Source organism: Enterococcus sp. AMC1623 (assembly GCF_058216495.1).
In genome coordinates this window covers 1,128,275-1,150,414 of sequence record NZ_CM177096.1, presented here as the reverse complement: position 1 = coordinate 1,150,414, position 22,140 = coordinate 1,128,275, and the positions used below count along the sequence as shown (strand labels likewise).

General features: G+C 35.8%; 20 protein-coding genes. 17 read left to right on the top strand and 3 right to left on the bottom strand.

What is annotated here, in order from left to right; genetic code table 11:
- Window positions 1-63: 63 nt before the first annotated feature.
- The 4 genes from AC4BC7_RS05690 to AC4BC7_RS05675 all read left to right on the top strand — a co-directional run bounded on the left by AC4BC7_RS05690 (window position 64) and on the right by AC4BC7_RS05675 (window position 5,603).
- The gene (locus AC4BC7_RS05690) at window positions 64-2,085 is read left to right on the top strand and encodes a cation:proton antiporter (RefSeq protein WP_490504098.1); all 2,022 of its coding nucleotides are present in this window, start codon (window positions 64-66) and stop codon (window positions 2,083-2,085) included.
- A gap of 174 nt (window positions 2,086-2,259) precedes the next feature.
- Entirely contained in the window at window positions 2,260-4,137 is a 1,878-nt protein-coding gene (locus AC4BC7_RS05685; protein WP_490504097.1) for an ABC-F family ATP-binding cassette domain-containing protein, read from the top strand.
- A gap of 11 nt (window positions 4,138-4,148) precedes the next feature.
- Window positions 4,149-5,096 carry a thymidylate synthase gene (locus AC4BC7_RS05680; RefSeq protein WP_207940909.1) on the top strand — a complete coding sequence of 316 codons (948 nt, stop codon included), beginning with the start codon at window positions 4,149-4,151 and terminating at the stop codon, window positions 5,094-5,096.
- Between the two features lie 18 nt (window positions 5,097-5,114).
- Window positions 5,115-5,603, top strand: coding sequence for a dihydrofolate reductase (locus tag AC4BC7_RS05675; RefSeq protein WP_490504096.1), 489 nt, complete (start codon window positions 5,115-5,117; stop codon window positions 5,601-5,603).
- 34 nt (window positions 5,604-5,637) lie between these two features.
- On the opposite strand, the gene trhA is transcribed toward AC4BC7_RS05675, so the two are convergent.
- Window positions 5,638-6,291: a PAQR family membrane homeostasis protein TrhA gene (trhA, locus tag AC4BC7_RS05670; protein WP_207940907.1), complete on the bottom strand. Its 654-nt coding sequence runs from the start codon at window positions 6,289-6,291 to the stop codon at window positions 5,638-5,640.
- Window positions 6,292-6,431: 140 nt separating this feature from the next.
- Here trhA and AC4BC7_RS05665 point away from each other — a divergent pair, with 140 nt between their 5' ends.
- The 8 genes from AC4BC7_RS05665 to AC4BC7_RS05630 all read left to right on the top strand — a co-directional run bounded on the left by AC4BC7_RS05665 (window position 6,432) and on the right by AC4BC7_RS05630 (window position 13,779).
- Window positions 6,432-7,274: a DegV family protein gene (locus AC4BC7_RS05665; protein ID WP_207940906.1), complete on the top strand. Its 843-nt coding sequence runs from the start codon at window positions 6,432-6,434 to the stop codon at window positions 7,272-7,274.
- A 177-nt stretch (window positions 7,275-7,451) separates the two neighbouring features.
- On the top strand, window positions 7,452-8,336 hold the full coding sequence (locus tag AC4BC7_RS05660) for a GDSL-type esterase/lipase family protein (RefSeq protein ID WP_207940905.1): 885 nt from the start codon (window positions 7,452-7,454) through the stop codon (window positions 8,334-8,336).
- Complete coding sequence (locus AC4BC7_RS05655) at window positions 8,337-8,978, top strand: YpmS family protein (protein ID WP_207940904.1); 642 nt, start codon at window positions 8,337-8,339, stop codon at window positions 8,976-8,978. It abuts the gene before it with no gap.
- A 5-nt stretch (window positions 8,979-8,983) separates the two neighbouring features.
- Window positions 8,984-9,490 carry a peptide-methionine (S)-S-oxide reductase MsrA gene (msrA, locus tag AC4BC7_RS05650; protein ID WP_207940903.1) on the top strand — a complete coding sequence of 169 codons (507 nt, stop codon included), beginning with the start codon at window positions 8,984-8,986 and terminating at the stop codon, window positions 9,488-9,490.
- Between the two features lie 4 nt (window positions 9,491-9,494).
- The gene (locus tag AC4BC7_RS05645; RefSeq protein ID WP_207940902.1) at window positions 9,495-9,716 is read left to right on the top strand and encodes a YozE family protein; all 222 of its coding nucleotides are present in this window, start codon (window positions 9,495-9,497) and stop codon (window positions 9,714-9,716) included.
- Between the two features lie 106 nt (window positions 9,717-9,822).
- Entirely contained in the window at window positions 9,823-11,244 is a 1,422-nt protein-coding gene (locus AC4BC7_RS05640; protein ID WP_207940901.1) for a S41 family peptidase, read from the top strand.
- The gene (gene lepB / locus AC4BC7_RS05635; protein ID WP_207940900.1) at window positions 11,241-11,795 is read left to right on the top strand and encodes a signal peptidase I; all 555 of its coding nucleotides are present in this window, start codon (window positions 11,241-11,243) and stop codon (window positions 11,793-11,795) included. Before AC4BC7_RS05640 ends, lepB begins: the two co-directional genes overlap by 4 nt.
- 214 nt (window positions 11,796-12,009) lie before the next feature.
- Entirely contained in the window at window positions 12,010-13,779 is a 1,770-nt protein-coding gene (locus tag AC4BC7_RS05630) for an oleate hydratase (protein WP_490504093.1), read from the top strand.
- Window positions 13,780-13,821: 42 nt separating this feature from the next.
- Here the strand turns inward: AC4BC7_RS05630 and rnhB are convergent, their stop codons facing one another.
- Together rnhB and ylqF are read right to left on the bottom strand one after the other, a co-directional pair.
- The gene (gene rnhB, locus AC4BC7_RS05625) at window positions 13,822-14,592 is read right to left on the bottom strand and encodes a ribonuclease HII (protein ID WP_490504091.1); all 771 of its coding nucleotides are present in this window, start codon (window positions 14,590-14,592) and stop codon (window positions 13,822-13,824) included.
- Window positions 14,582-15,445, bottom strand: coding sequence for a ribosome biogenesis GTPase YlqF (gene ylqF, locus AC4BC7_RS05620; protein WP_207940897.1), 864 nt, complete (start codon window positions 15,443-15,445; stop codon window positions 14,582-14,584). Before ylqF ends, rnhB begins: the two co-directional genes overlap by 11 nt.
- Window positions 15,446-15,735: 290 nt before the next feature.
- Here ylqF and dprA point away from each other — a divergent pair, with 290 nt between their 5' ends.
- The 5 genes from dprA (at window position 15,736) to AC4BC7_RS05595 (ending at window position 22,030) form a co-directional block, all read left to right on the top strand.
- On the top strand, window positions 15,736-16,485 hold the full coding sequence (dprA, locus tag AC4BC7_RS05615; RefSeq protein WP_339076389.1) for a DNA-processing protein DprA: 750 nt from the start codon (window positions 15,736-15,738) through the stop codon (window positions 16,483-16,485).
- Between the two features lie 133 nt (window positions 16,486-16,618).
- The gene (gene topA, locus AC4BC7_RS05610) at window positions 16,619-18,697 is read left to right on the top strand and encodes a type I DNA topoisomerase (RefSeq protein WP_207940895.1); all 2,079 of its coding nucleotides are present in this window, start codon (window positions 16,619-16,621) and stop codon (window positions 18,695-18,697) included.
- Between the two features lie 39 nt (window positions 18,698-18,736).
- Complete coding sequence (gene trmFO, locus AC4BC7_RS05605; RefSeq protein WP_207940894.1) at window positions 18,737-20,044, top strand: FADH(2)-oxidizing methylenetetrahydrofolate--tRNA-(uracil(54)-C(5))-methyltransferase TrmFO; 1,308 nt, start codon at window positions 18,737-18,739, stop codon at window positions 20,042-20,044.
- Window positions 20,045-20,177: 133 nt separating this feature from the next.
- Window positions 20,178-20,591: a hypothetical protein gene (locus AC4BC7_RS05600; RefSeq protein WP_207940893.1), complete on the top strand. Its 414-nt coding sequence runs from the start codon at window positions 20,178-20,180 to the stop codon at window positions 20,589-20,591.
- 17 nt (window positions 20,592-20,608) lie between these two features.
- Window positions 20,609-22,030: a flotillin family protein gene (locus tag AC4BC7_RS05595; protein WP_207940892.1), complete on the top strand. Its 1,422-nt coding sequence runs from the start codon at window positions 20,609-20,611 to the stop codon at window positions 22,028-22,030.
- The last annotated feature ends 110 nt before the right edge of the window (window positions 22,031-22,140 follow it).

Genomic DNA, 22,140 nt, shown 5'->3' with positions numbered 1-22,140 from the left:
TGAAAACGTTAAGTATAAAGTATAATGGATTAGATGCAAAACTCAAGGAAAGAAGATGGTACGATGGAATTTATTGAACTACTCATTATCATTGCATTAACAATTACTTTCTCAAATATTTTAAGTAAAGTAATGCCCACAATCCCAATCTTTTTTGCCCAAATTTTTCTAGGCATTCTCTTAGGGATGTCAAAATATGGACATGAAATTACGTTTGAACCAGAGATTTTTCTGGTGATGATTATTGCGCCTCTCTTGTTTCGAGAAGGAGAAGAGGCGAATATTTCTTCGATTGCTAAGAATTTTTCCACCATTTTATTTTTAGCATTTGGTGGAGTTATTTTGACTTTATTAGCAGTCGGATTTACGCTTCACACATTTTTCCCAACGATTCCTCTGGCCGCTTGTTTAGCGTTCGGAGCAGCTTTAGGACCGACCGATGCGGTTGCAGTTGGTTCGCTCTCTAAAAAACTTAAAATGCCTGATAAAGTTATTAATATTTTAAATGGTGAAGGCTTGTTAAATGATGCGTCGGGTGTAACAGCCTTTCAATTTGCTGTAGCAGCGTTATTAACTGGGACTTTTTCTGTGTTAGATGCGTCAGTCACTTTAGTTTTATCTAGTATTGGTGGAGCTTTAGTCGGGATTGGTGTTGTGTGGGTCAAAAATAGAATACTTAATTTCATTGAACAAGCAGCAGCTAAAGATGTGATTAGCTATTTATTAATTGAATTGCTCTTACCCTTTGTTGTCTATGTTATTGCAGAAATTATGGGTGTTTCAGGAATTATTGCAGCCGTAGTTGCTGGTGTTTTACAATCGAGAAGCCATCAGCGGGTGACACTATTTGATGCCCAGTTAGCTAATGTATCTGAGAATATTTGGAGTACGATTGGTTTTACTTTAAATGCACTGGTATTTTTATTTTTAGGAATTGAATTATCAGAAGTTGTTTCACCTGTATGGACAGACCGAACGTATTCAAATGGCTGGCTATTGATGATCGTCTTACTAATTACTGCAGTCGTCTTTTTAATTCGTTTCTTGTTTGTTGGTGGGTTTTATTTAGTAAAAGAACATCGTACTACTGAAAAAACAACCTTGCGTGAAATTTTATTGCTGACTTTTGGTGGCGTAAAAGGAACGGTCAGCTTAGCAGCTATTTTTATTTTACCATTATCTGTAAATGGCGTTGCATTTGAGCAGCGTGCGTTGTTATTATTTTTGACTGCCTGTGTCATTTTTGTTAGTTTAACCATTGGGATGTTAATCTTACCACTTCTTTCCGATGGAGAATATGAACGACCAATTGATTTAAAAGAACTAGAAGTATTAAACGCAGTCATTAAATATTTACAACAAAAATTAGTAAAGAATTCTCTTTCAGAAGAAGAAGAAACCGCTATTGAAGCAATTGTTGATCAGTATCGAATGCGAATATGGGAGATAACAACTGAAGGCATGACTGAAAGTGATCAGAAAAAAGTGCAAGAATTGCAAGCATGGACGTTGACGATTGAGCAACAAGGCTTAGATGAAATGTACCAAAAAGGTGAAATTAGTCAAACGAGTTATGCTATTTATAACCGACTGCTAGATCGTTATGAATTCAAAAATGAAAAAAAATTCTTGTCATTTATTAGCTTATGGTTATTAATCGGTCGTCGTTTATTACGTATGTTATTACATCCAAAACGTTTCTGGCGTTTAAAACGTAACCGAGATTTTCCGAAAAATCCTAAAATTAATGTCAATGAATTGAAATATATTTATGATAAGAATACTTTACGTATTAATCAACTATTAGAATCAAAAGAAGAAAAAGTCAGCAAAACGGTTTTATCATTTCTTGTTGGTCGTCGTGAAATGTTATTGAAACGTATGTATCATCGGAATGTGGTATCAATGGTTTCGATTGAAAAAAGCTCGATTTATGAACGCGAACTATTAAATGGTTATACGTACGAACGTCGAACAATCGACGAATTTGAACGGGAAGAGAAAATCTCTTCTTTATTAGCCAATAGTTACCGTCAAAAAGTTAACTTGTTAGAATCATTCGCTATTAGTAAAAATTTACATTAAGCTTAACGAGTTTAGGTTATAAGTACACACTATAAAAATATTCGAACGATAAAGGGAAAGCGCCCGCTAGTCAGCAGAAACACACTCTATATCGTTCGAATATTTTATAGTTAACAGACTTATATCACGAGCTCGTTTTGTGTTACAATAGCGAAAGGAAATGGAGGGGATTCTGTGAAGGAATTAAAAGTAAGTGAGTTGACTAAAACTTACGGAGAAAAAACGCTTTTTGATCAGATTTCCTTTTTAATTCATGAGAGAGATCGTATTGGATTAATCGGAGTAAATGGAACCGGAAAAACCAGTTTATTAGGAATTTTATCAGGAAAAGATAGTGGTGATGGTGATCGCCAACAAGTATTTTATCCGAGTGACTATCGTATAGGTTATTTGTCACAAAATACTGTTTTTGACAACAATCAAACTGTTTTAGAAGCAGTTTTTCAAGGGGAAAGTGAACAATTAAAAACAGTGAAACGATATGAAAAAGCCTTATTAAATCTTGAAATAAATGGTTCGGATGCCAATGCTCAAAAAGAATATACATTAGCTGAAGAAGCGATGAATGAAAAAGATGCCTGGTTAACAGATACCAATGCAAAAATTATTTTACAGAAATTAGGCATTCATCAATTAGATAAATTGGTCAGTGAATTATCTGGTGGACAGCAAAAACGTGTAGGTCTAGCTCAGGTTTTAATTGATGAACCAGATTTATTATTATTAGATGAACCAACCAACCATCTTGATTATGAAGCCATTCAATGGTTAGAAGGTTATTTGAATCAGTATCGTGGGGCGCTATTAATGGTGACGCATGATCGTTATTTCTTAGATCGCGTGACTAATCGTATCTTTGAATTATCTTTTGGTAAACTTTATGAATATCAAGGAAACTACGAAGCTTATGTATTCGCGCGTGCAGAACGTGAACGAGTAGAAAGTGAACAAGAACAAAAACGTCACCAGCTGTACAAACAAGAATTATCTTGGATGCGTGCTGGAGTTAAAGCACGAACGACTAAGCAGCAAGCCCGAATCAACCGCTTTGAAGATTTAAAAGAGAATCTTCATCAAGTGAAAACAAATGGGGAAGTTGAAATTGATATTGCAACGAAACGCTTAGGAAAAAAAGTGTTAGAAATCAAAGATGGCGTGTATCATATTGAAAATCAAGCCATCCTGAATCATTTTGATTTATTGATTCAAGCTAGAGAACGCTTAGGAATTACTGGAGAAAATGGTGCCGGAAAATCAACATTGTTAAATATTTTGGCAAGACGTTTACCTTTAGAGCAAGGTGAATTAATTGTAGGTGAGACTGTTCGTTTAGCCTATTATACACAGCAAAACGAAGCAATGGATAATGAGCAACGGATGATTGCGTATTTACAAGAAGCAGCAGAAGAAGTGAAACGTAGTGATGGCACACAAATTAGTGTGGCTGAAATGTTAGAGCGCTTTTTGTTTCCACGTTTTATGCATGGGACAAAAATTGGCAAACTATCTGGTGGTGAAAAACGCCGCTTATACCTATTGAAGCTATTGATTGGTCAACCAAACGTCTTACTGTTAGATGAGCCAACGAATGATTTGGACATCGATACCTTAACTATTCTTGAAGATTATTTACAATCTTTTCCAGGGGCTGTTATTACGGTGTCGCATGATCGTTACTTCTTAGATAAAGTAGCAGAAAAACTGCTGATTTTTAAAGGTCAGGGGCAAATTGAGGCCTATTTTGGTTCGATTAATGACTATTTAACAGAAGAACCCAAAGAAGTAGTTGTTAAAGTCAAGTCGATTGAAAAACAACCAGAGAAAAAAATTAAAAAGAAATTAAGTTATATGGAGAAGAAAGAATGGGAAACCATTGAAGATGATATTGCTAAATTAGAAGAACAAATGGATCTTTATACAGAAGAAATGAATCACCAAGGTGACAACTTTACGAAGCTACAAGAGTTACAACATGCGCTGACAGAAACGGAAAAATTGTTAGATGAAAAAATGGAACGTTGGGCGTATTTAAGTGAACTAGCTGACGAGTAGGAGGAAGATAAATGGAACAAGCATACCTTGACTTAGGTAAAAAAATTCTTGAAGAAGGCAATCAAAAAGGTGATCGGACAGGAACAGGAACAAAAAGTATTTTTGGTCATCAAATGCGTTTTGATTTGCAACAGGGATTTCCTTTATTAACGACTAAACGTGTTCCTTTTGGATTAATTAAAAGTGAGCTATTATGGTTTTTAAAAGGTGATACGAATATTCGCTATTTATTACAACATAATAATCATATTTGGGATGAGTGGGCGTTTGAACGTTATGTTAAAAGTTCTGACTATCAAGGACCCGATATGACAGATTTTGGTCGTCGTTGTCTAATAGATGAAGAATTTAATGAAGTGTATCAAAAAGAATTGGCAGCTTTTTGCCAAAAAATTGTAGACGATGAAGCATTTGCGAAACAACATGGTGATTTAGGAAAAGTATATGGTTATCAATGGCGCCATTGGGAAACGGTCAACGGTGGTTTTATTGATCAAATTCAAGATTTAATCAGTATGATTAAAACAAATCCTAATTCGAGACGTTTAATTGTTTCAGCGTGGAATCCAGAAGATGTTCCAACAATGGCACTGCCTCCATGTCATACGATGTTTCAGTTCTATGTGAATGATGGTAAATTAAGTTGTCAGCTATATCAACGGAGTGCCGATGTCTTTTTAGGAGTTCCTTTTAATATTGCTAGTTACGCTTTGTTGACGCATTTAATTGCTCACGAAACCGGCCTTGCAGTTGGCGAATTTATCCATACTTTAGGTGATGCTCACCTTTATAATAATCACTTTGATCAAATGAGTGAACAATTAACACGTGATGTACGACCTGCGCCTAAATTGATTTTAAATGAAGACAAACAATCAATTTTTGATTTTGAAATGACAGATATCACACTTGAAGGATACAATCCACATCCAACAATTAAAGCACCAATTGCAGTGTAGGAGAAAGAAGGGAAATAAATGTTAGTAGCACTTTGGGCACAAGATAAAAATGGTCTCATTGGAAAGGATAATCAACTTCCATGGAGTTTGCCAGCAGACTTAAAATTTTTTAAAGAAACCACCATTGGTAATACGATTGTAATGGGAAGAAAAACATTTGAAGGAATGGGAAAACGTGCGTTGCCCTCTCGTCAAACAATTGTTCTAACGAGAGATAAGAATTATCAAAGCGAAGGCGTTTTAGTTATGCATACCGTAGAAGAAATTCTTGACTATGCTAAACAAGCAGGTCATCCAGTCTATATTATCGGTGGAGCATTAATTTTCAAAGATTATTTACCTTATTGTGACCAATTACTTCGAACGATGATTGATGAAGAATTTGATGGTGACATTTATATGCCTGAAATTGATTGGTCTCAGTGGGAATTAGTCCAATCAACAGAGGGTGTAGTAGACGAAAAAAATAAATATGCACATCGATATGAAACATTTGAGCGCAAATAAAAAGAAGCAGTTCGAGCATCGAACTGCTTCTTTTTTAAGTGAAAAATAAAACAGAAAAATACATCAGACCTGCGCCTAACATGACAAATAAATGCCAAACAACATGCATAAACCGCACATGTTTTAAGCTATAAAACAAGGCGCCTACTGTATAAGAAACACCGCCACTGGCTAATAGAATAGTTCCCCAAAGTCCAAGCGACTGTGTCAATGGTTGAAAAGCGAATAAACATAACCATCCCATAATGATGTAAATAACAGTTGAGATTTTCGAAACGGTTTCTTGCTTGTGAAGGGTAATGGATTTGTACACGATACCACTGATGGCTAACAGCCAAATCGCTACAAATAAGGTCCAACCTAACCATCCTTGGATGCTTAATAAACAAAATGGCGTGTAGCTACCAGCAATTAATAAAAAAATCGATGCATGGTCAAAGACTTGAAAGACTTTTTTTGCTTTGGTAAAAATTAAGCTGTGAAACAGGGTAGAAAATAAAAATAACAAAATCATCGTGGAACCGTATAACGCATAAGAAACGACATGAATTGGCGAGCCTAAATGTGCGCCTTTGACTAACAAAATGACCAGGCCAGCGATACTAAGTCCAAAGCCTACACCATGTGTGACGGCATTTAGTACTTCATTGACGATGAGATATTTACGAGTAAATTTAGATGTTTCCATAAATGGTTGCCTCTTTTCATTTGGAAATTAGTTAAGTTAGATGAAAAATTAATTTTTGTTTGTTATACTAAAGGGAAGAAATGGTTCATTAGTATTCTAACACGAAACAGGACCAGTGTTAAAGAGAGAGTGAAAGAAGAATGGGAAATCTTAAGATAGTTACTGATTCATCTTGTACAATGAAAAAAAGTGTGAGAGATCAGTTGAATATTCATGTAGTGCCATTATCAGTGATGATTGATGGTGTGGTGTATCGTGATGACGATCAGCTACCTGGAGAAAAATTCATGGAAATGATGTCAACTTCCAAAGAGTTACCAAAGACCAGTCAACCGCCAATCGGTGAATTTGCTGAATTATATGATGAATTAGGAAAAGATGGTAGTGAAATTTTATCTATTCATATGACCAAAGCATTAAGTGGAACGGTTGAGGCTGCTAGACAAGCAAGTAACCTTTCAAAAAGTAACGTAACAGTTGTAGAAACTGATATGACAGACCAAGGACTATCTTTTGCAGTGATTCGAGCAGCAGAATTAGCACAAGAAGGAAAAAGCTTAAATGAAGTTTTACCAGTTGTTCAAAATATTTTAAGCAATACAAAACTATTTATTGGCTTATCGACATTGGAAAATCTAGTAAAAGGTGGTCGAATCAGTCGTGCAAAAGGAATGCTGTCTAGTTTTCTAAATATGCGTGTTATTATGGAATTAAAAAATTCTGAATTAATTCCAGTCGTTAAAGGCCGTGGTGTCAAGACATTTAACAAATGGTTTGAAGAACTAAAAAATGAGTTAAAAAATAATCCAGCAGTCAAGCAAATAGGAATTTCCTATGCAGGTGGGTTAGAGCAATCTGAAAAATTCAAACGTGAATTGCAAGAAATCTTCCCTAAAATGGATATTTGTTTGTTGCATACCACACCAATTATTGCTACGCATACAGGTGAAGGCGCATTTGCGATTATGTATTATACAGAATAGTCGAAGAAGTTCATTTGAATGTACGCTTCTAGGTTAGATCGAACAATCTAACTTAGAGGCGTATTTCATTTTAGGTGTTTTTTGTTTAAAAATAGTTTATTAAAAGAACGCTTAGTATGTTTTTTTATTATTTTCTGATAAAATAGCAGAGAAATCAGAAGATGGAGGGACGCAAACGTGAAGATTCAAAAAATAATAGGACCAATTATTGTGGTTTTTTTACTGGCATTTTTGACTTTTTTGGTCCTTCAACAAGCTTTTCCTAAAGTTCAACCACGGTTAAATGGGACAAGCCAAGTTGCTACAGAAAAATACAAAGAAACGATTCGTTATACTGCTTTAGGGGATTCCTTAACAGAAGGCGTGGGTGATGATACGAAACGTGGCGGTTTTGTACCGATTGTCGCCAATGATTTACAAGAAGAATTTCAGTTAACCAGTGTCGAAGTTGAGAATTATGGTGTCGCAGGTGAACGTAGTGACCAAATTTATAAACGTTTAAAAAAGGAAACTGAGATTCAGAACAATATGGCAGAATCCGACATTATCACGTTAACTGTTGGTGGAAATGATTTAATGAAAGTCATTCAAAATAACATCTTTGGTTTGTCAATGAAGACTTTTGAGAAACCTTTAAAGAAATATCAAACGCAATTAACTGAGCTATTAACAGAGTTACGAAATTTAAATCCTCATGCACCTATTTATGTGGTCGGGGTGTATAATCCGTTTTATGTCAATTTTCCAGAGATTACAGATATGCAGACGATTGTAGATAATTGGAATGAAGGGACGAAAGAAATTGTTGAAGAAAATGAAAATGTCTATTTTATTCCAATTAATGAGTTGATTGCTTCTGGATTAGGCGAGCCTGCAATCACAGTTCAAACAGAAGATAGCTCTAGAGAAACAGGCAATGATTTGAATATTGTTAAAAATAATGTGTTGTATGATAAAGATAAATTCCATCCGAATAATATTGGTTATCAATTGATGGCTAAAGCAGTTAAAGATGAACTAATCAGCACTAAAAATGAATGGTTACTAAAGGAGAGTGAGTAGATGACCCCCGAAGAAAAACCAAGCACCAAAAAAACTTTTTCGTGGAAAGAATGGAATAAATGGAAAGTTGCTTTTTTTGTATTAATTGGTATTGTAATAGGTAGCAGTATTTTTTTATTCACACGAATTACTGAAAAAAGAGATTTTACAAAACATGATATTCCTGAATTGGTTGAACGTGAAGGCAGTCCAGTTTTAAATATTCGTAGTAATAAAGAACAAATTAATTCACTGATTGATTTTTATTTAGATGAATATCAACAAGATACAGATGTCAAATATGAATTTCGTTTGGAAAATGAAGCATTATTGACGGGTGAATTTAAAATTTTAGGTTTTCCAGTAACATTTTATCTTTATTTTGATCCGTATGTGATGGATAATGGGAATGTGCAATTGAAAGCAAAAAGTTTATCAATTGGGACACTTGGCGTACCGATTACCGAAGTCATGAAAATGATTCAAAGAAACTACGATATGCCCAAATGGATTGAGATCAATCCTAAAGAAGAGACAGTTATGTTGCGATTAGATCAATTCCGTATGCAAAACGGTCTGTTCTTAAAAGCAGATAAAATAAATTTGGTTGATGATGAGATTCAAGTGAGCTTATATTTACCTGAATCCAAAGAAAAGGAGTGACAAAGATGGAAAGAGCTATTTTTGCAGGAGGTTGTTTTTGGTGTATGATACAACCTTTTGATGAACTACCAGGAATTCATTCAGTACTGTCAGGTTATACAGGTGGTCATGTGGAGAATCCAACGTATGAGCAAGTGTGTAGTCATACAACTGGACACACAGAAGCAGTGGAAATTATTTTTGACCCAGAATTGATTTCGTTTAAAGATTTAGTAGAAATCTACTGGCAACAAACAGATCCAACCGATGCATTTGGTCAATTTGAAGACCGTGGAGACAATTACCGTCCAGTGATTTTCTACTTTAATGACGAACAAAAGAAAATCGCCGAAGAAAGTAAGCAAGCCTTACAGGATTCTGGCCGTTTTGATAAACCGATTGTGACAAGTATTGAATCAGCGCAACCGTTTTATCCAGCAGAATTGTATCATCAAGACTATTATAAGAAAAATCCAACGAACTTTGAGCGTAGTCATGCCCGAAGAGAAGCATTTTTAAAAGAGAACTGGTGAGTATATGAGAAGAAGCTTTTATCAGTATTTGATGACGTTGAAAGGACCGAGTCATACAGATGAAGAACAAATTTTTGCAACCGATGCAAGTCATGATATTCAATTTCCTAAGCATACAGACAATTATGATGAAATTTCTAATTACTTAGAAATGAATGTTAATTATTTAGAAAACATGGATATTTTTGATCGAATTTGGGAAAAATATTTAGAAAATAATGCATAAGTAAAGAAGGCGGAAAAGTCATAATAGACTTTTGTACCGTCTTCTTTTTTCTTGTGGTATGATGCAAAGTATAGAAATACTCATGGTATAAAAATGGAGGAAACACATGCAAAATAAACAAATACCTTTTCATAGATATATTATATCACTCATTTGTGTAGCGGTTATTTCTGGTGGCGGCGTATATATTGCCAACAATTCAGGAGTCACATTAGCTTCAGAGGAAGAAGATGAACTACAAAAAGTTCATACCTTGTATCGTACATTACAAGAAGATTATTATCAAAAAGTTGATAAAGATACGCTGATTGAAGGAGCCCTTAAAGGCATGACTGAAGCATTAAATGATCCGTATACAACTTATTTGGGCAAAGAAGAAGCAGAGCAATTGTCAAATTCGTTAGCTGATAGTTTTGAAGGCATCGGTGCAACACTGACTTTAGTTGATAATTTACCTGAAGTTGCACAAGCCCCAGTCAAAGACAGTCCTGCTGAAAAAGCTGGCTTAAAAGTTCATGATAAAATTTTAAAAGTGGATGGAAAAGAAACCATTGGGCAAACCTTAAATGAAGTGGTACAGTCGATTCGTGGCGAAAAAGGTACACAAGTAACGTTAACCATTCAGCGGGCAGACAAAACATTTGATGTTGAAATTACTCGTGGAAAAATTCCAATTGCTTCTTTAATCGCAGAAATGGATGAAAACCAACCGACGATTGGTAAGATTCAAATTGCTAGTTTTAATGAAAGTACTGCACGTGAGTTACAAGAGGCAATTGAAAAGTTGCGCAAAGAAGGGGCACAATCATTTATCATTGATTTAAGACAAAATCCTGGTGGTTATTTAAGTCAAGTTGAAGCTATGGCAAGTATGTTTTTAGAAGATGGTCAAACGATTGTTCAATTTGAAACGGATGACCAAATTGTCGGTTCCAGTAAAGCATCTAGTGACTTAGACGGTGGGTTTAAGGTGACGGAACCTGTTGCAGTATTAGTCGATGGTGGCAGTGCTTCAGCCTCAGAAATTTTTGCAGCAGCGTTAAAAGAATCCGCTAATGTACCTGTAATTGGCACCAAAACTTTTGGAAAAGGGACCGTTCAAGCAGTGAATGGTTTTGGAGACCAGAGTGAGCTGAAAATGACGGTTCAAAAGTGGTTAACGCCATCTGGTGAATGGATTAATGAAAAAGGATTAAAACCGACGATTGAAGTTGATTTTCCAGAGTATGCCTACCTACCACCATTACCGAAAAATGAAACGTTAAAAAAAGGAATGACCTCCGAAGACGTAGAAAATTTAAATACATTCTTACATGTATTGGCATATCAAACAGAAGGCAATACCTTTAATGATGCAACAGAACAAGCGGTCAAAGATTTCCAATCATCCAATAAGTTAAAAGAAACCGGAGAAGTAGATGCCGAAACAGCAGTGGTTATTGAATTGAAAATAACAGACCAACTGCGCAAGTCCGATCAAATGTACGAGAAAGCAGTTGAAGTATTGACGAAAGAGTCGAAACAATGAAAACAGTAAACAAAGACCGCTTTTTTGAAATAGTTTGGATGATTTTGAAATATACTTTTGTTGCCGGAGCACTGGCTATAATGATTCGGGGATTTCTATTGATTCCAGTTCCTGTTGAAGGAAATTCTATGGAGACAACTTTACAGCAAGGAGATATGGTTGTTGTTGAAAAGATTTCTGAGATCAAACGTTTTGATATTATTGTTTTTCAACTATCAGATGGAACAACGTATATTAAACGGGTAATTGGTCTACCTGGAGAATCTGTTAGTTATGCAGACGATAAACTGTATATTAATGGTAAACAAGTTAATGAACCTTTCTTAGAGAAAAACTTGGCAGAAAATGATGAGCCGATTCCTTTCACCTATGACTTTAAATTTGAAGAATTGATGGGTGTAGAAAAATTAGGAAAAGACAGCTATTTTGTTATTGGAGACAATCGACGTTTATCTAAAGATAGTCGCTCATTTGGTGCAATTTCTGAAGAAAACATTTTAGGTAAGGCTCGTTTTGTCTATTATCCATTTACACATATTAAGTTTATTTAGAAGCTATGAATTAGGCTTGTTTAAACATGCACTATCTAAATAATTGAGCGCAATGTCTCAATTATTTAGATAGTTTTTTTATGTAAATCACCGTCATTTTTTTGACAAAAAACGTAATTTGTCGTACAAGTTTGAAGGGTTTTTGATTGTTAAATTTAAGGAAAAATTTCATAATAAATTTGTATTTAACAATTTAATGAAAGAAGATGTTTCTATGTATCGAAGTAATGGAAATTATGAAGCGTTTGCTCGTCCAAAAAAACCAGAAAATGTCGATCGTAAACAAGCTTATTTAGTTGGATCCGGTTTAGCGTCCTTGGCAGCAGCTGCTTTTTTAGTACGCGATGGCCAAATGAAAGGAGAAAATATTCACATTCTCGAGGAACTACCCCTTGCTGGGGGAAGCTTGGATGGTATTTTAGATCCAACAAAAGGATTTATTATTCGTGGTGGACGCGAGATGGAAAATCACTTTGAATGTCTGTGGGATTTATTCCGTTCAGTGCCCTCTCTTGAAGTGGAAGATGCTTCGGTGTTAGATGAATTTTATTGGTTAAATAAAGAAGATCCGAATTCTTCTAATTGTCGTGTGATTGAAAACCGTGGCGAACGTATTCCAACAGACGGTAAATTTACATTATCTGATCAAGCTTCAGAAGAGATTGTTCGTTTGTTTCTTATGACAGAAGATAGTTTACAAGATAAAAAAATTACAGATGTCTTTTCAGAAGAATTTTTTGAATCCAACTTTTGGACGTATTGGTCAACCATGTTTGCTTTTGAAAAATGGCATTCAGCAATGGAAATGCGTCGTTATATTATGCGTTTCATCCATCATATTGATGGGTTACCAGATTTATCTGCTTTGAAATTTACAAAATATAACCAATATGAATCATTAGTCTTACCATTGGTTCGCTATTTAGAAGCGCATCATGTGCATTTCCAATATGATACTATGGTAAAAAATATTATCGTGGAACGTGAAAAGGAATTAATAGCAAAAGAATTGATTCTTGAAGTGAATGGTGAAGAACAACGTGTGTCTTTAACGACAGATGATTTAGTCTTTGTAACGAATGGTAGCATTACTGAAAGTACGACATATGGGGATAATGATCACCCAGCCCCTATTACTCATGAGCCCGGTGGCAGCTGGCAGTTATGGCAAAATTTAGCGAAACAAGACCCAGCATTAGGTAGTCCTAGTAAGTTCTGTGAAAATTTACCTGAAGAAAGTTGGTTTGTTTCTGCAACTTTAACGACGCTTGATGATAAAATAGCGCCATATATCGAAAAAATTAGCAAACGTGATCCTTATGCTGGCAAAGTTGTCACTGGCGGAATCGTTACAGTTAAGGATTCTGGATGGCTAATGAGTTATACCCTAAATCGACAACCACATTTTAAAAATCAACCTAAAGATCAATTAGTCGTGTGGATTTATGGCTTACTTTCGGATAAAAAAGGTGATTTTATTAAGAAAAAAATTACGGAATGTTCAGGAAATGAAATCGCACAAGAATGGTTATATCATTTAGGTGTACCAGTGGAAATAATTCCTGACTTAGCTCGTCATTCAGCAAATACAATTCCTTGCTATATGCCTTACATTACGTCTTATTTTATGCCTCGTGCTAACGGAGACCGTCCGCTAGTAGTTCCAGAAGGCTCTAAAAATTTAGCTTTTATTGGAAACTTTAGCGAGACCGAACGAGATACAGTTTTTACCACAGAATATTCCGTCCGTACCGCAATGGAAGCCGTGTATAGCCTATTAAAAGTTGATCGAGGTGTACCAGAAGTCTTTGCGTCAGCCTATGATATTCGCACCTTATTATCTTCAACGAATCGTTTAATGGATGGTAAAAAAATTACGGATATGCCCGTTCCTTGGTTAATTAAAGTGTTAGAAAAACGCGGGTTGAAAAAAGTCGAAGGAACGTTTATTGAAGAATTATTAAAAGACAGTCATTTAATTTAATAGAGAAAAAACACCTTTCTCAAGTTCGAGAAGGGTGCTTTTTTATGAAAGATATTGCTTGACAGGAGCAAACGTTTTGCGATGAATTGGTGTGATTCCATGTGTTGCGAGCCCATCAAGGTGAATTTTTGTTCCGTAACCAGCATTTTTATCAAAGCCATAATGTGGATATAATTTGTGATAATCCTTCATTAAATTATCCCGATAAACTTTTGCAATGATACTTGCTGCAGCAATTGAAATAGAACGCGCATCCCCTTTAATAATTTTTTCTTGAGGAAAAGGTAACTCTAAAGTCATCGCATCAATTAATAAATGCTCAGGTTGCAGTGTTAATTGGGCGACTGCTTGCATCATCGCTTGTTTACTTGCTTGATAAATATTCAAGGTATCAATTTCTTCAGGTGAAAGGATTCCGATTCCGATAGCAATTGCTTGCTCCTTAATTTCTTTTGCAAGTAATTCCCGTTTTTTTTCAGACAGTTGCTTGGAATCGTTTAAACCTAAAATTTCACAGTGCTGTGGTAAAATCACTGCTGCGGCAACCACTGGACCTGCTAAAGGGCCACGACCCACTTCATCGATACCCGCTATTAGCATATGCCCTTGGTCATAACAAGCATGTTCAAATAACTGCATTTCAGTATACTTTGTTTTGAGTTGTGCCTCTTTTTCTAAGCGTTTTTCAAGCTGTGTCAATAATTTTTGAACGCCTAATCGTGAATCTTGACGCAAGCTTACCACATAGGGATCGTCTAAAGATGAAAGAGATTGTAGTTGTTCTTTAATCGTCGCAATAGATTCAATCTTCATCAAGTCCCACTCCAAATTCTTCACAACGATCTAATGTATATCTTCCTAATTTTCCTTGACGAATGTCATGAATGACCCGTTCACTTCCCCGTTCGTAATTATCGCGAAAGCCTAATTTTTCAGTAATTGTCATCAACAGTTCAGGACCTAATTGTGAGAGTTCTTCTTCTGATAAATGATAACGTTGAACCAATTGCTTTGGATAGTAACGCGCAAAGAAATCCAGTCCATAAATGGCAATATCATCTAAATGCAAAAGTTGGTCTTTGATAGCACCTGTTAATGCAAGTTTTTTGCCGATTTCTTGATCTTCAAATTTTGGCCATAAGATTCCAGGAGTATCTAATAATTCTAATTCACTTCCATAACGAATCCATTGTTGTCCTTTAGTTACGCCAGGTTTGTTTCCTGTTTGAGCAATTTTTTTGCCAGCTAATCGGTTTAAGAGTGTTGATTTTCCAACGTTTGGAATGCCTATAACCATTGCACGAATAGCACGTGGTTTTAGACCACGATTGCGATCGCGTTCTAATTTTGCTTTGAGGGCTTCTTTAGCTTTTGCAACAATCGCTTTGACTCCTTTATTTTCTTGGGCATTAATTGCTAAAACGGAAAAACCTTTCTCAATAAAATATTTTTCCCACTGTTTTGTTTGATTAGGATCAGCAAGGTCAGCTTTGTTAATTAAAACAAGGCGTGGTTTTTGTTGAAGAATTTGGTCAAGCATAGGGTTACGAGATGCTAAAGGTAGTCGTCCGTCAACTAATTCAAAAACAATATCCACGTATTTTAATTTTTCGCTTACTTCTCGTTTCGCTTTTGCCATATGACCAGGAAACCATTGAATTGCCATATCTATCACTCCTTTTCTACGAATATGGATAAAATTTGTCATTTATTTTACACAACGTCAATCATAAACGTTTTTACAAAGGGACTCAAGTTTTTTGTGTGTAAAAAAGTTGGGAATATTTTTGCGTATTTTTAGATGAGAAGAAAAGGAGGCGGAAAAGTTTGAACTTTTGGCAGCTCAGTAAACTTGAGAGATTAATTTTTAAATTAACTTATTGTAGAGGAATCGGACTAATCGGTAAATGGAAAGTTGTGAGGTGTGCAGAGGAATTGCAACAGGAAATTTTTTCAATGGATGAAATTATACGCATTGCAGGTATTCAGCGATTCAAAGAACAATTCAAAAAAAGTTGGCAGGCTATTTCAGAATCTTGGTTAGTAGAACAGGCCGCCAAACAACAATTTGTCACCTGGTTGGCTGAAGATTATCCGATAGAATTGAAGCAATTGTATCAGCAACCGTTAATTTTATTTTATGTGGGGAACGTATCATTGTTACAGTATCCTAAATTAGCAATTGTCGGTGCACGGCAAGCGACATCTTATGCCATACAGGTGTTGAATAGTTTTGTTCCTAAAATTGTTGAAAAAAACATTGTCGTTGTCAGTGGTTTAGCAAAGGGTGTCGATCGTTGTAGCCATGAAGCAGCCATTCTTTCAGGAGGAAATACCATTGGAATTGTTGGTTGTGGTTTAGATTTGTGTTACCCAAGAGAAGTTAGTAGCTTATTTGTAGAAATGCGAAAGAATCATTTGATTTTAAGTGAATACCCTCATGGCGTTGGCGTACAAAAACATCATTTCCCCATGCGCAATCGAATTATCGCGGCTTTAACACAAGGAACCTGCGTCATTGAAGCGAAAGAACGAAGTGGTTCCTTGATTACCGCACAGTTGGCGTTGGAGTACGGAAAAGAAGTTTTTGCTATTCCTGGAGAAATTGTCAGTGGACAGTCAAATGGTTGTCATCATTTGATTCAAGACGGAGCAAAATGTGTCTATACTGTGCAGGATATTTTTGACGAACTTCCGAAATATTAAGTTATTTTTTGAAAGTGTGCGTATGTCTCTCCTTGACAAAAGATTTTCTTATAGATATGATAGGCTACGATTTATTGTTAATTGATAGCACTTTATATAGTAGGAAATTTTCTTAGGAAGGAGCCATTTGTGCATGGCCTATAAATATTTGGTGATTGTGGAATCACCAGCGAAAGCAAAAACGATTGAGAAGTATCTTGGTCGAAATTACAAAGTTGTTGCCAGTGTGGGACATATTCGTGATTTACCAAAAAGTAAAATGGGAATCGATGTTGAAAATAATTATGAACCACATTATATTTCCATTCGTGGAAAAGGCGATGTCATTAAAAGTCTCCGCTCAGCAGCAAAAAAAGCACAAAAAGTGTATCTTGCAAGTGACCCGGATAGAGAAGGGGAAGCCATTGCTTGGCATTTAGCCCATTTATTGAATTTAGACTTAAATGAAAAAAATCGTGTGGTTTTTAATGAAATTACCAAAGATGCAGTAAAAGCAGCGTTTAAAGAACCGCGCACAATTGATGTAGACTTAGTGGATGCGCAACAAGCACGTCGGGTATTAGACCGTTTAGTCGGTTATTCCATTAGTCCTATTTTGTGGCGTAAAGTTAAAAAAGGTTTGAGTGCAGGACGTGTTCAGTCAGTCGCTTTAAAAATTATTATTGACCGTGAAAAAGAAATTCGTGATTTTAAACCAGAAGAATACTGGAGTATTGACGGGAATTTCAAAAAGGGACGCAAGAAATTCAAAGCTAACTTCTGGGGAATTGATGGTAAGAAAAAGAAATTGCCAAATGCGGAAAGCGTGAAAGAAGTTACTAGCCGTATTACAGGCAAAGATTATGAAGTAAAAAACGTTGAGAAAAAAGAACGTAAACGCAACCCAGCAGCGCCGTTTACTACGAGTAGTTTGCAACAAGAGGCAGCGCGCAAACTAAACTTTAGAACACGTAAAACAATGATGGTTGCCCAACAACTATATGAAGGAATTTCATTAGGACGTCAAGGGACAGTCGGTTTAATCACTTATATGCGTACCGATTCAAAACGTATCTCAGATTCTGCAAAAGCTGAAGTGACGGACTTTATCGAATCAACTTATGGAAAAGAATTCGCAGCGCATGATGTCAAAAAATTGAAAAATGCGCAAGGTGCTCAAGATGCCCATGAAGCAATTCGTCCAACTAGTGCATTGCGTACACCAGATGAGATGGCGAAATATCTAGACAAAGATCAATTAAAATTATATTCTTTAATTTGGTCACGTTTTGTAGCAAGTCAAATGACGCCAGCGATTTTAGATACAATGAAAGTGACATTGGATCATAATGGTGTGCAATTTATTGCGAATGGTTCAAAAGTAAAATTTAAAGGGTTTATGCAAGTATATGTTGAAGGTCGCGATGATGGGAAAGAGGACAAAGAAAACATTTTGCCAGAGCTAGAAATTGGCGAGATTGTTCAATCTGTAGATATCGAACCAAAACAACACTTTACACAACCACCTGCACGATTTAGTGAAGCTACCTTAATTCGTACATTGGAAGAAAACGGTGTTGGTCGACCATCTACTTACGCTCCAACCCTAGAAACGATTCAACGTCGGTATTATGTGAAATTGGCACAAAAACGTTTTGAACCAACTGAATTAGGTGAAATCGTCAATACGCTTATTGAAGATTTCTTCCCGCAAATTGTCGATGTTCATTTTACAGCTGAGATGGAAGACAATTTAGATAAAGTAGAAGAAGGTAAAGAAGATTGGATTAAAGTTGTTGACCGATTCTATCGACCATTTGAGAAAGAATTAGTAACAGCAGAAGAGAAAATCGAAAAAATCCAAATAAAGGATGAACCTGCAGGCTTTGATTGTGAATTATGTGGACATCCAATGGTTATTAAATTGGGACGATACGGGAAGTTTTATGCGTGTAGTAATTTTCCTGATTGTCGCAATACAAAACCGATTGTTAAAGAAATTGGTGTGGAGTGTCCCATCTGTCATAAAGGACAAGTTGTGGAAAGAAAATCTAAGAAAAATCGTATCTTCTATGGGTGTGATCGTTATCCTGAATGTGAATTTACTTCTTGGGACAAACCAATTGGCCGAAATTGTCCAAAATGTGATCATTATTTAGTAGAGAAAAAAGTCAAAGGTGGCAAACAAATTGTTTGTCCAAACGGTGACTATGAAGAAGATGTACAAAAATAGAAAAAAGATGGATTCTTTTCATCTTAAAGGAGTTTTATAATGAAAACCGTAAATATTATTGGTGCTGGTTTAGCTGGAAGCGAGGCAGCTTGGCAAGTAGCCCAAGCTGGAGTACCTGTTCGTTTGTTTGAAATGCGCCCTAAAAAATCAACAGAAGCACATCATACAGGAAACTTTGCTGAACTAGTTTGTTCAAATTCACTCCGCGGAAATAGCTTAGCAAATGCTGTTGGTGTTTTAAAAGAAGAAATGCGCCGTTTAGATTCTGTTGTGATTACTTCAGCGGATCAAACTTCTGTGCCGGCTGGTGGAGCTTTAGCGGTTGACCGAGATTCTTTTTCAGAATTAATTACAAAACGTGTGAAAGACCATCCATTAGTTACAGTGGTTGAAGAAGAAATTACTGATATTCCAGAGGGGATTACCATAATTGCGACAGGTCCATTAACCTCAGCACCTTTAGCACAAGCTATTAAAGATTTTAATGGTTCAGAAGGTTTTTATTTCTACGATGCAGCAGCTCCAATTATCGATAAAGCAACGATTGATATGGATAAAGTATATTTGAAATCTCGTTATGACAAAGGTGAAGCAGCATATTTAAACTGTCCAATGACAGAAGAAGAGTTTAACGCTTTTTATGATGAGCTAGTAGCTGCCGAAGTTGCACCATTAAAAGAATTTGAAAAAGAAAAATTCTTTGAAGGTTGCATGCCAATTGAAGTTATGGCAAAACGTGGCCGTAAAACAATGTTATTTGGTCCATTAAAACCTGTTGGATTAGAAGATCCAAAAACAGGCAAACGTCCATATGCAGTCATTCAATTACGTCAAGATAATGCCGTTGCTTCGTTATACAACATTGTTGGTTTCCAAACTCATTTAAAATGGGGCGAACAAAAACGTGTTTTCCGCATGATTCCTGGTTTAGAAAATGCAGATATCGTTCGTTATGGGGTAATGCATCGCAATAGCTTTATGAATTCACCAGAGTTATTACAACAAACGTATCAATCACGTTTACGTGATGATCTATTTTTTGCTGGTCAAATGACAGGTGTTGAAGGATATGTTGAGAGCGCCGCAAGTGGTTTAGTAGCAGGAATCAATGCTGCACGTATGGCGAAAGAGGAAGAATTAATTACTTTCCCACAAGAAACAGCAATCGGTAGTATGTCGTATTACATTACACATGCTTCTGGCAAACATTTCCAACCGATGAATGCAAATTTTGGTTTATTCCCTGAATTACCAGAACGCATTAAAGATAAAAAATCACGTTATGAAGCAATTGCAAATCGTGCATTAGAAAGCTTAGAAGCAAAAAAATCAGAAATTAATCATTAAAAAAACACCGAACCAATGTAAAAATGGTTCGGTGTTTTTATCAGTCTTAAGGACTATCTTTAGGAATATTCTTGAACCTTTTCAAGGAATACGCTATCATTAAATTATGAAATAACGGAAGGTGGGAAATCGAATGTTTGGTTTTATTGAACAACTAAATCATTTTAGAGCTAGTCAACCGGTAGCTATACGAGCATTATTATGGTTGCTATTTTTTCTTCTCGTTATTTTTGCATTATATTTATTATTTGCACTCATTTTTTTTCCATTAATGTTTTTATATAATCAATTAACTGATAAAAATAAAAGCAATGTGTTAGGAGAAAATGATTATTTAATTGGCGAATTGACTACGCGACTTCGAGGAAATTCAATCGGTGAAGTAATTGAAATTGGGAGTGAATCTGCCATCTCGGTTTACCCAGCTAAATTTTATCGTGAGGAAGATCGAAACAGCGACGTCGTTTTACCAAGTGGTACAAAAGTGTTAATTATTGATTTTGATGAAAAGGGGATTGCCCTAGTCGTTAAAAGTAATCAATTTTAAAGAGGAGAGTGTTGTATATGTTAGAAATCTTGAGTAGTCCTATATTGTGGGGAATCATTGCTGTAATTGCAATTTTAGCTTTTCTGATGGTTCGTTACCGTATTGGAAAGCCTGATGAAGCACTAATTGTGACGGGTTCTTTTTTAGGTAAAGAAGGAATTAAAATTTTAAAGAATAGCGGAACATTTGTTATTCCGATTGTTCAAAAGGCCCATAAGTTAAGCTTATTAACACATAAATTAGAAATTGGTACGCCAGAAGTTTATACAGAACAAGGTGTTCCGATTTTAGCGAGTGCAACTGTATTAGTTAAAGTAGGAAACAGTGTTGAATCTATTAAAACAGCGGCAGAACAATATTTAGGTAAATCAACAAAAGAATTAGAAGATGAAGCACAAGAAGTACTAGAAGGTCATTTACGTGCAATTTTAGGAACGATGACTGTTGAAGCGATTTATAAAAACCGTGATGATTTTGCGGAACAAGTTCAAGAAGTGGCATCCACTGACTTACGAAAAATGGGATTAGAAATTGTCTCATTTACAATTAAAGATGTGACCGATCCAAATGGCTATTTAGATGCGTTAGGTCGTCCGCAAATCGCTGAAGTGAAGAAAAATGCTGAAGTAGCTGAATCGAATGCATTGCGTGAAACACGTATTAAACAAGCAGAAAATGAACAGTTAGCACAGCATGAAGAAATTCGTCGTAAAACAGAAATTGCTGAAGCAACCAAAGAAATGCAGTTAAAACAAGCGCAATACAAACAAGAACAAGATGTTGCTGTTGCGAAAGCTGAACAAGTTGCGACTGGTGAAAAAATGAAAGTTCGTTTAATCGAACAAGAGAAAAATATTGAAATTCAAGAAAAACAAGCAGAATTAAGTGAGAAAGAATTGAACGCGACTGTTCGTAAGAAAGCAGAAGCGGATAAATATGTTATTGAACAAAACGCTTTGGCTGAAAAAGCCAGAGAAATTGCGAAAGCGGAAGCTGATGCTGAAAAAGTACGCTTAGCGGCTGAAGCAGAAGCACAACGAGTAGAAAAACTTGGGGCAGCCGAAGCGGATAAAATTGCGAAGGTTGGTCAAGCCGAAGCTGAAAGCAAAGAGAAAATGGCCTTGGCATTACAAAAACTCAACGAAGCTGGTATTTTAATGGAATTCATTAAAGTCCTACCTGCGATTGCGAAAGAAGTTAATGCACCAATTAGTAATATCGACAAGGTTGTTAGTTTTGGCGGTGGTGATGGATTACATGAAATGGGTGAAGCTGGTCTAGCTCGAACGTTTGATACAATTAAAGAAACAACGGGATTAGATTTAGTAGGCTTAATTAATGAGACCATGGCTACAAAACAAGGGAATAAAGAAATTGTTCAAGCAATCGAATCAAAACATGACGATGTACAACCTGTAATTGTAGCTGAAGAAAAATAAAAATATAATTGGAAGACTGTTAAATAATTTACTTATTTAGCAGTCTTTGTGCATTCTATAAAATAACAAAATGGAAAGAAAACTGAAAGTTGTTTTAGAAATTTTTTAGA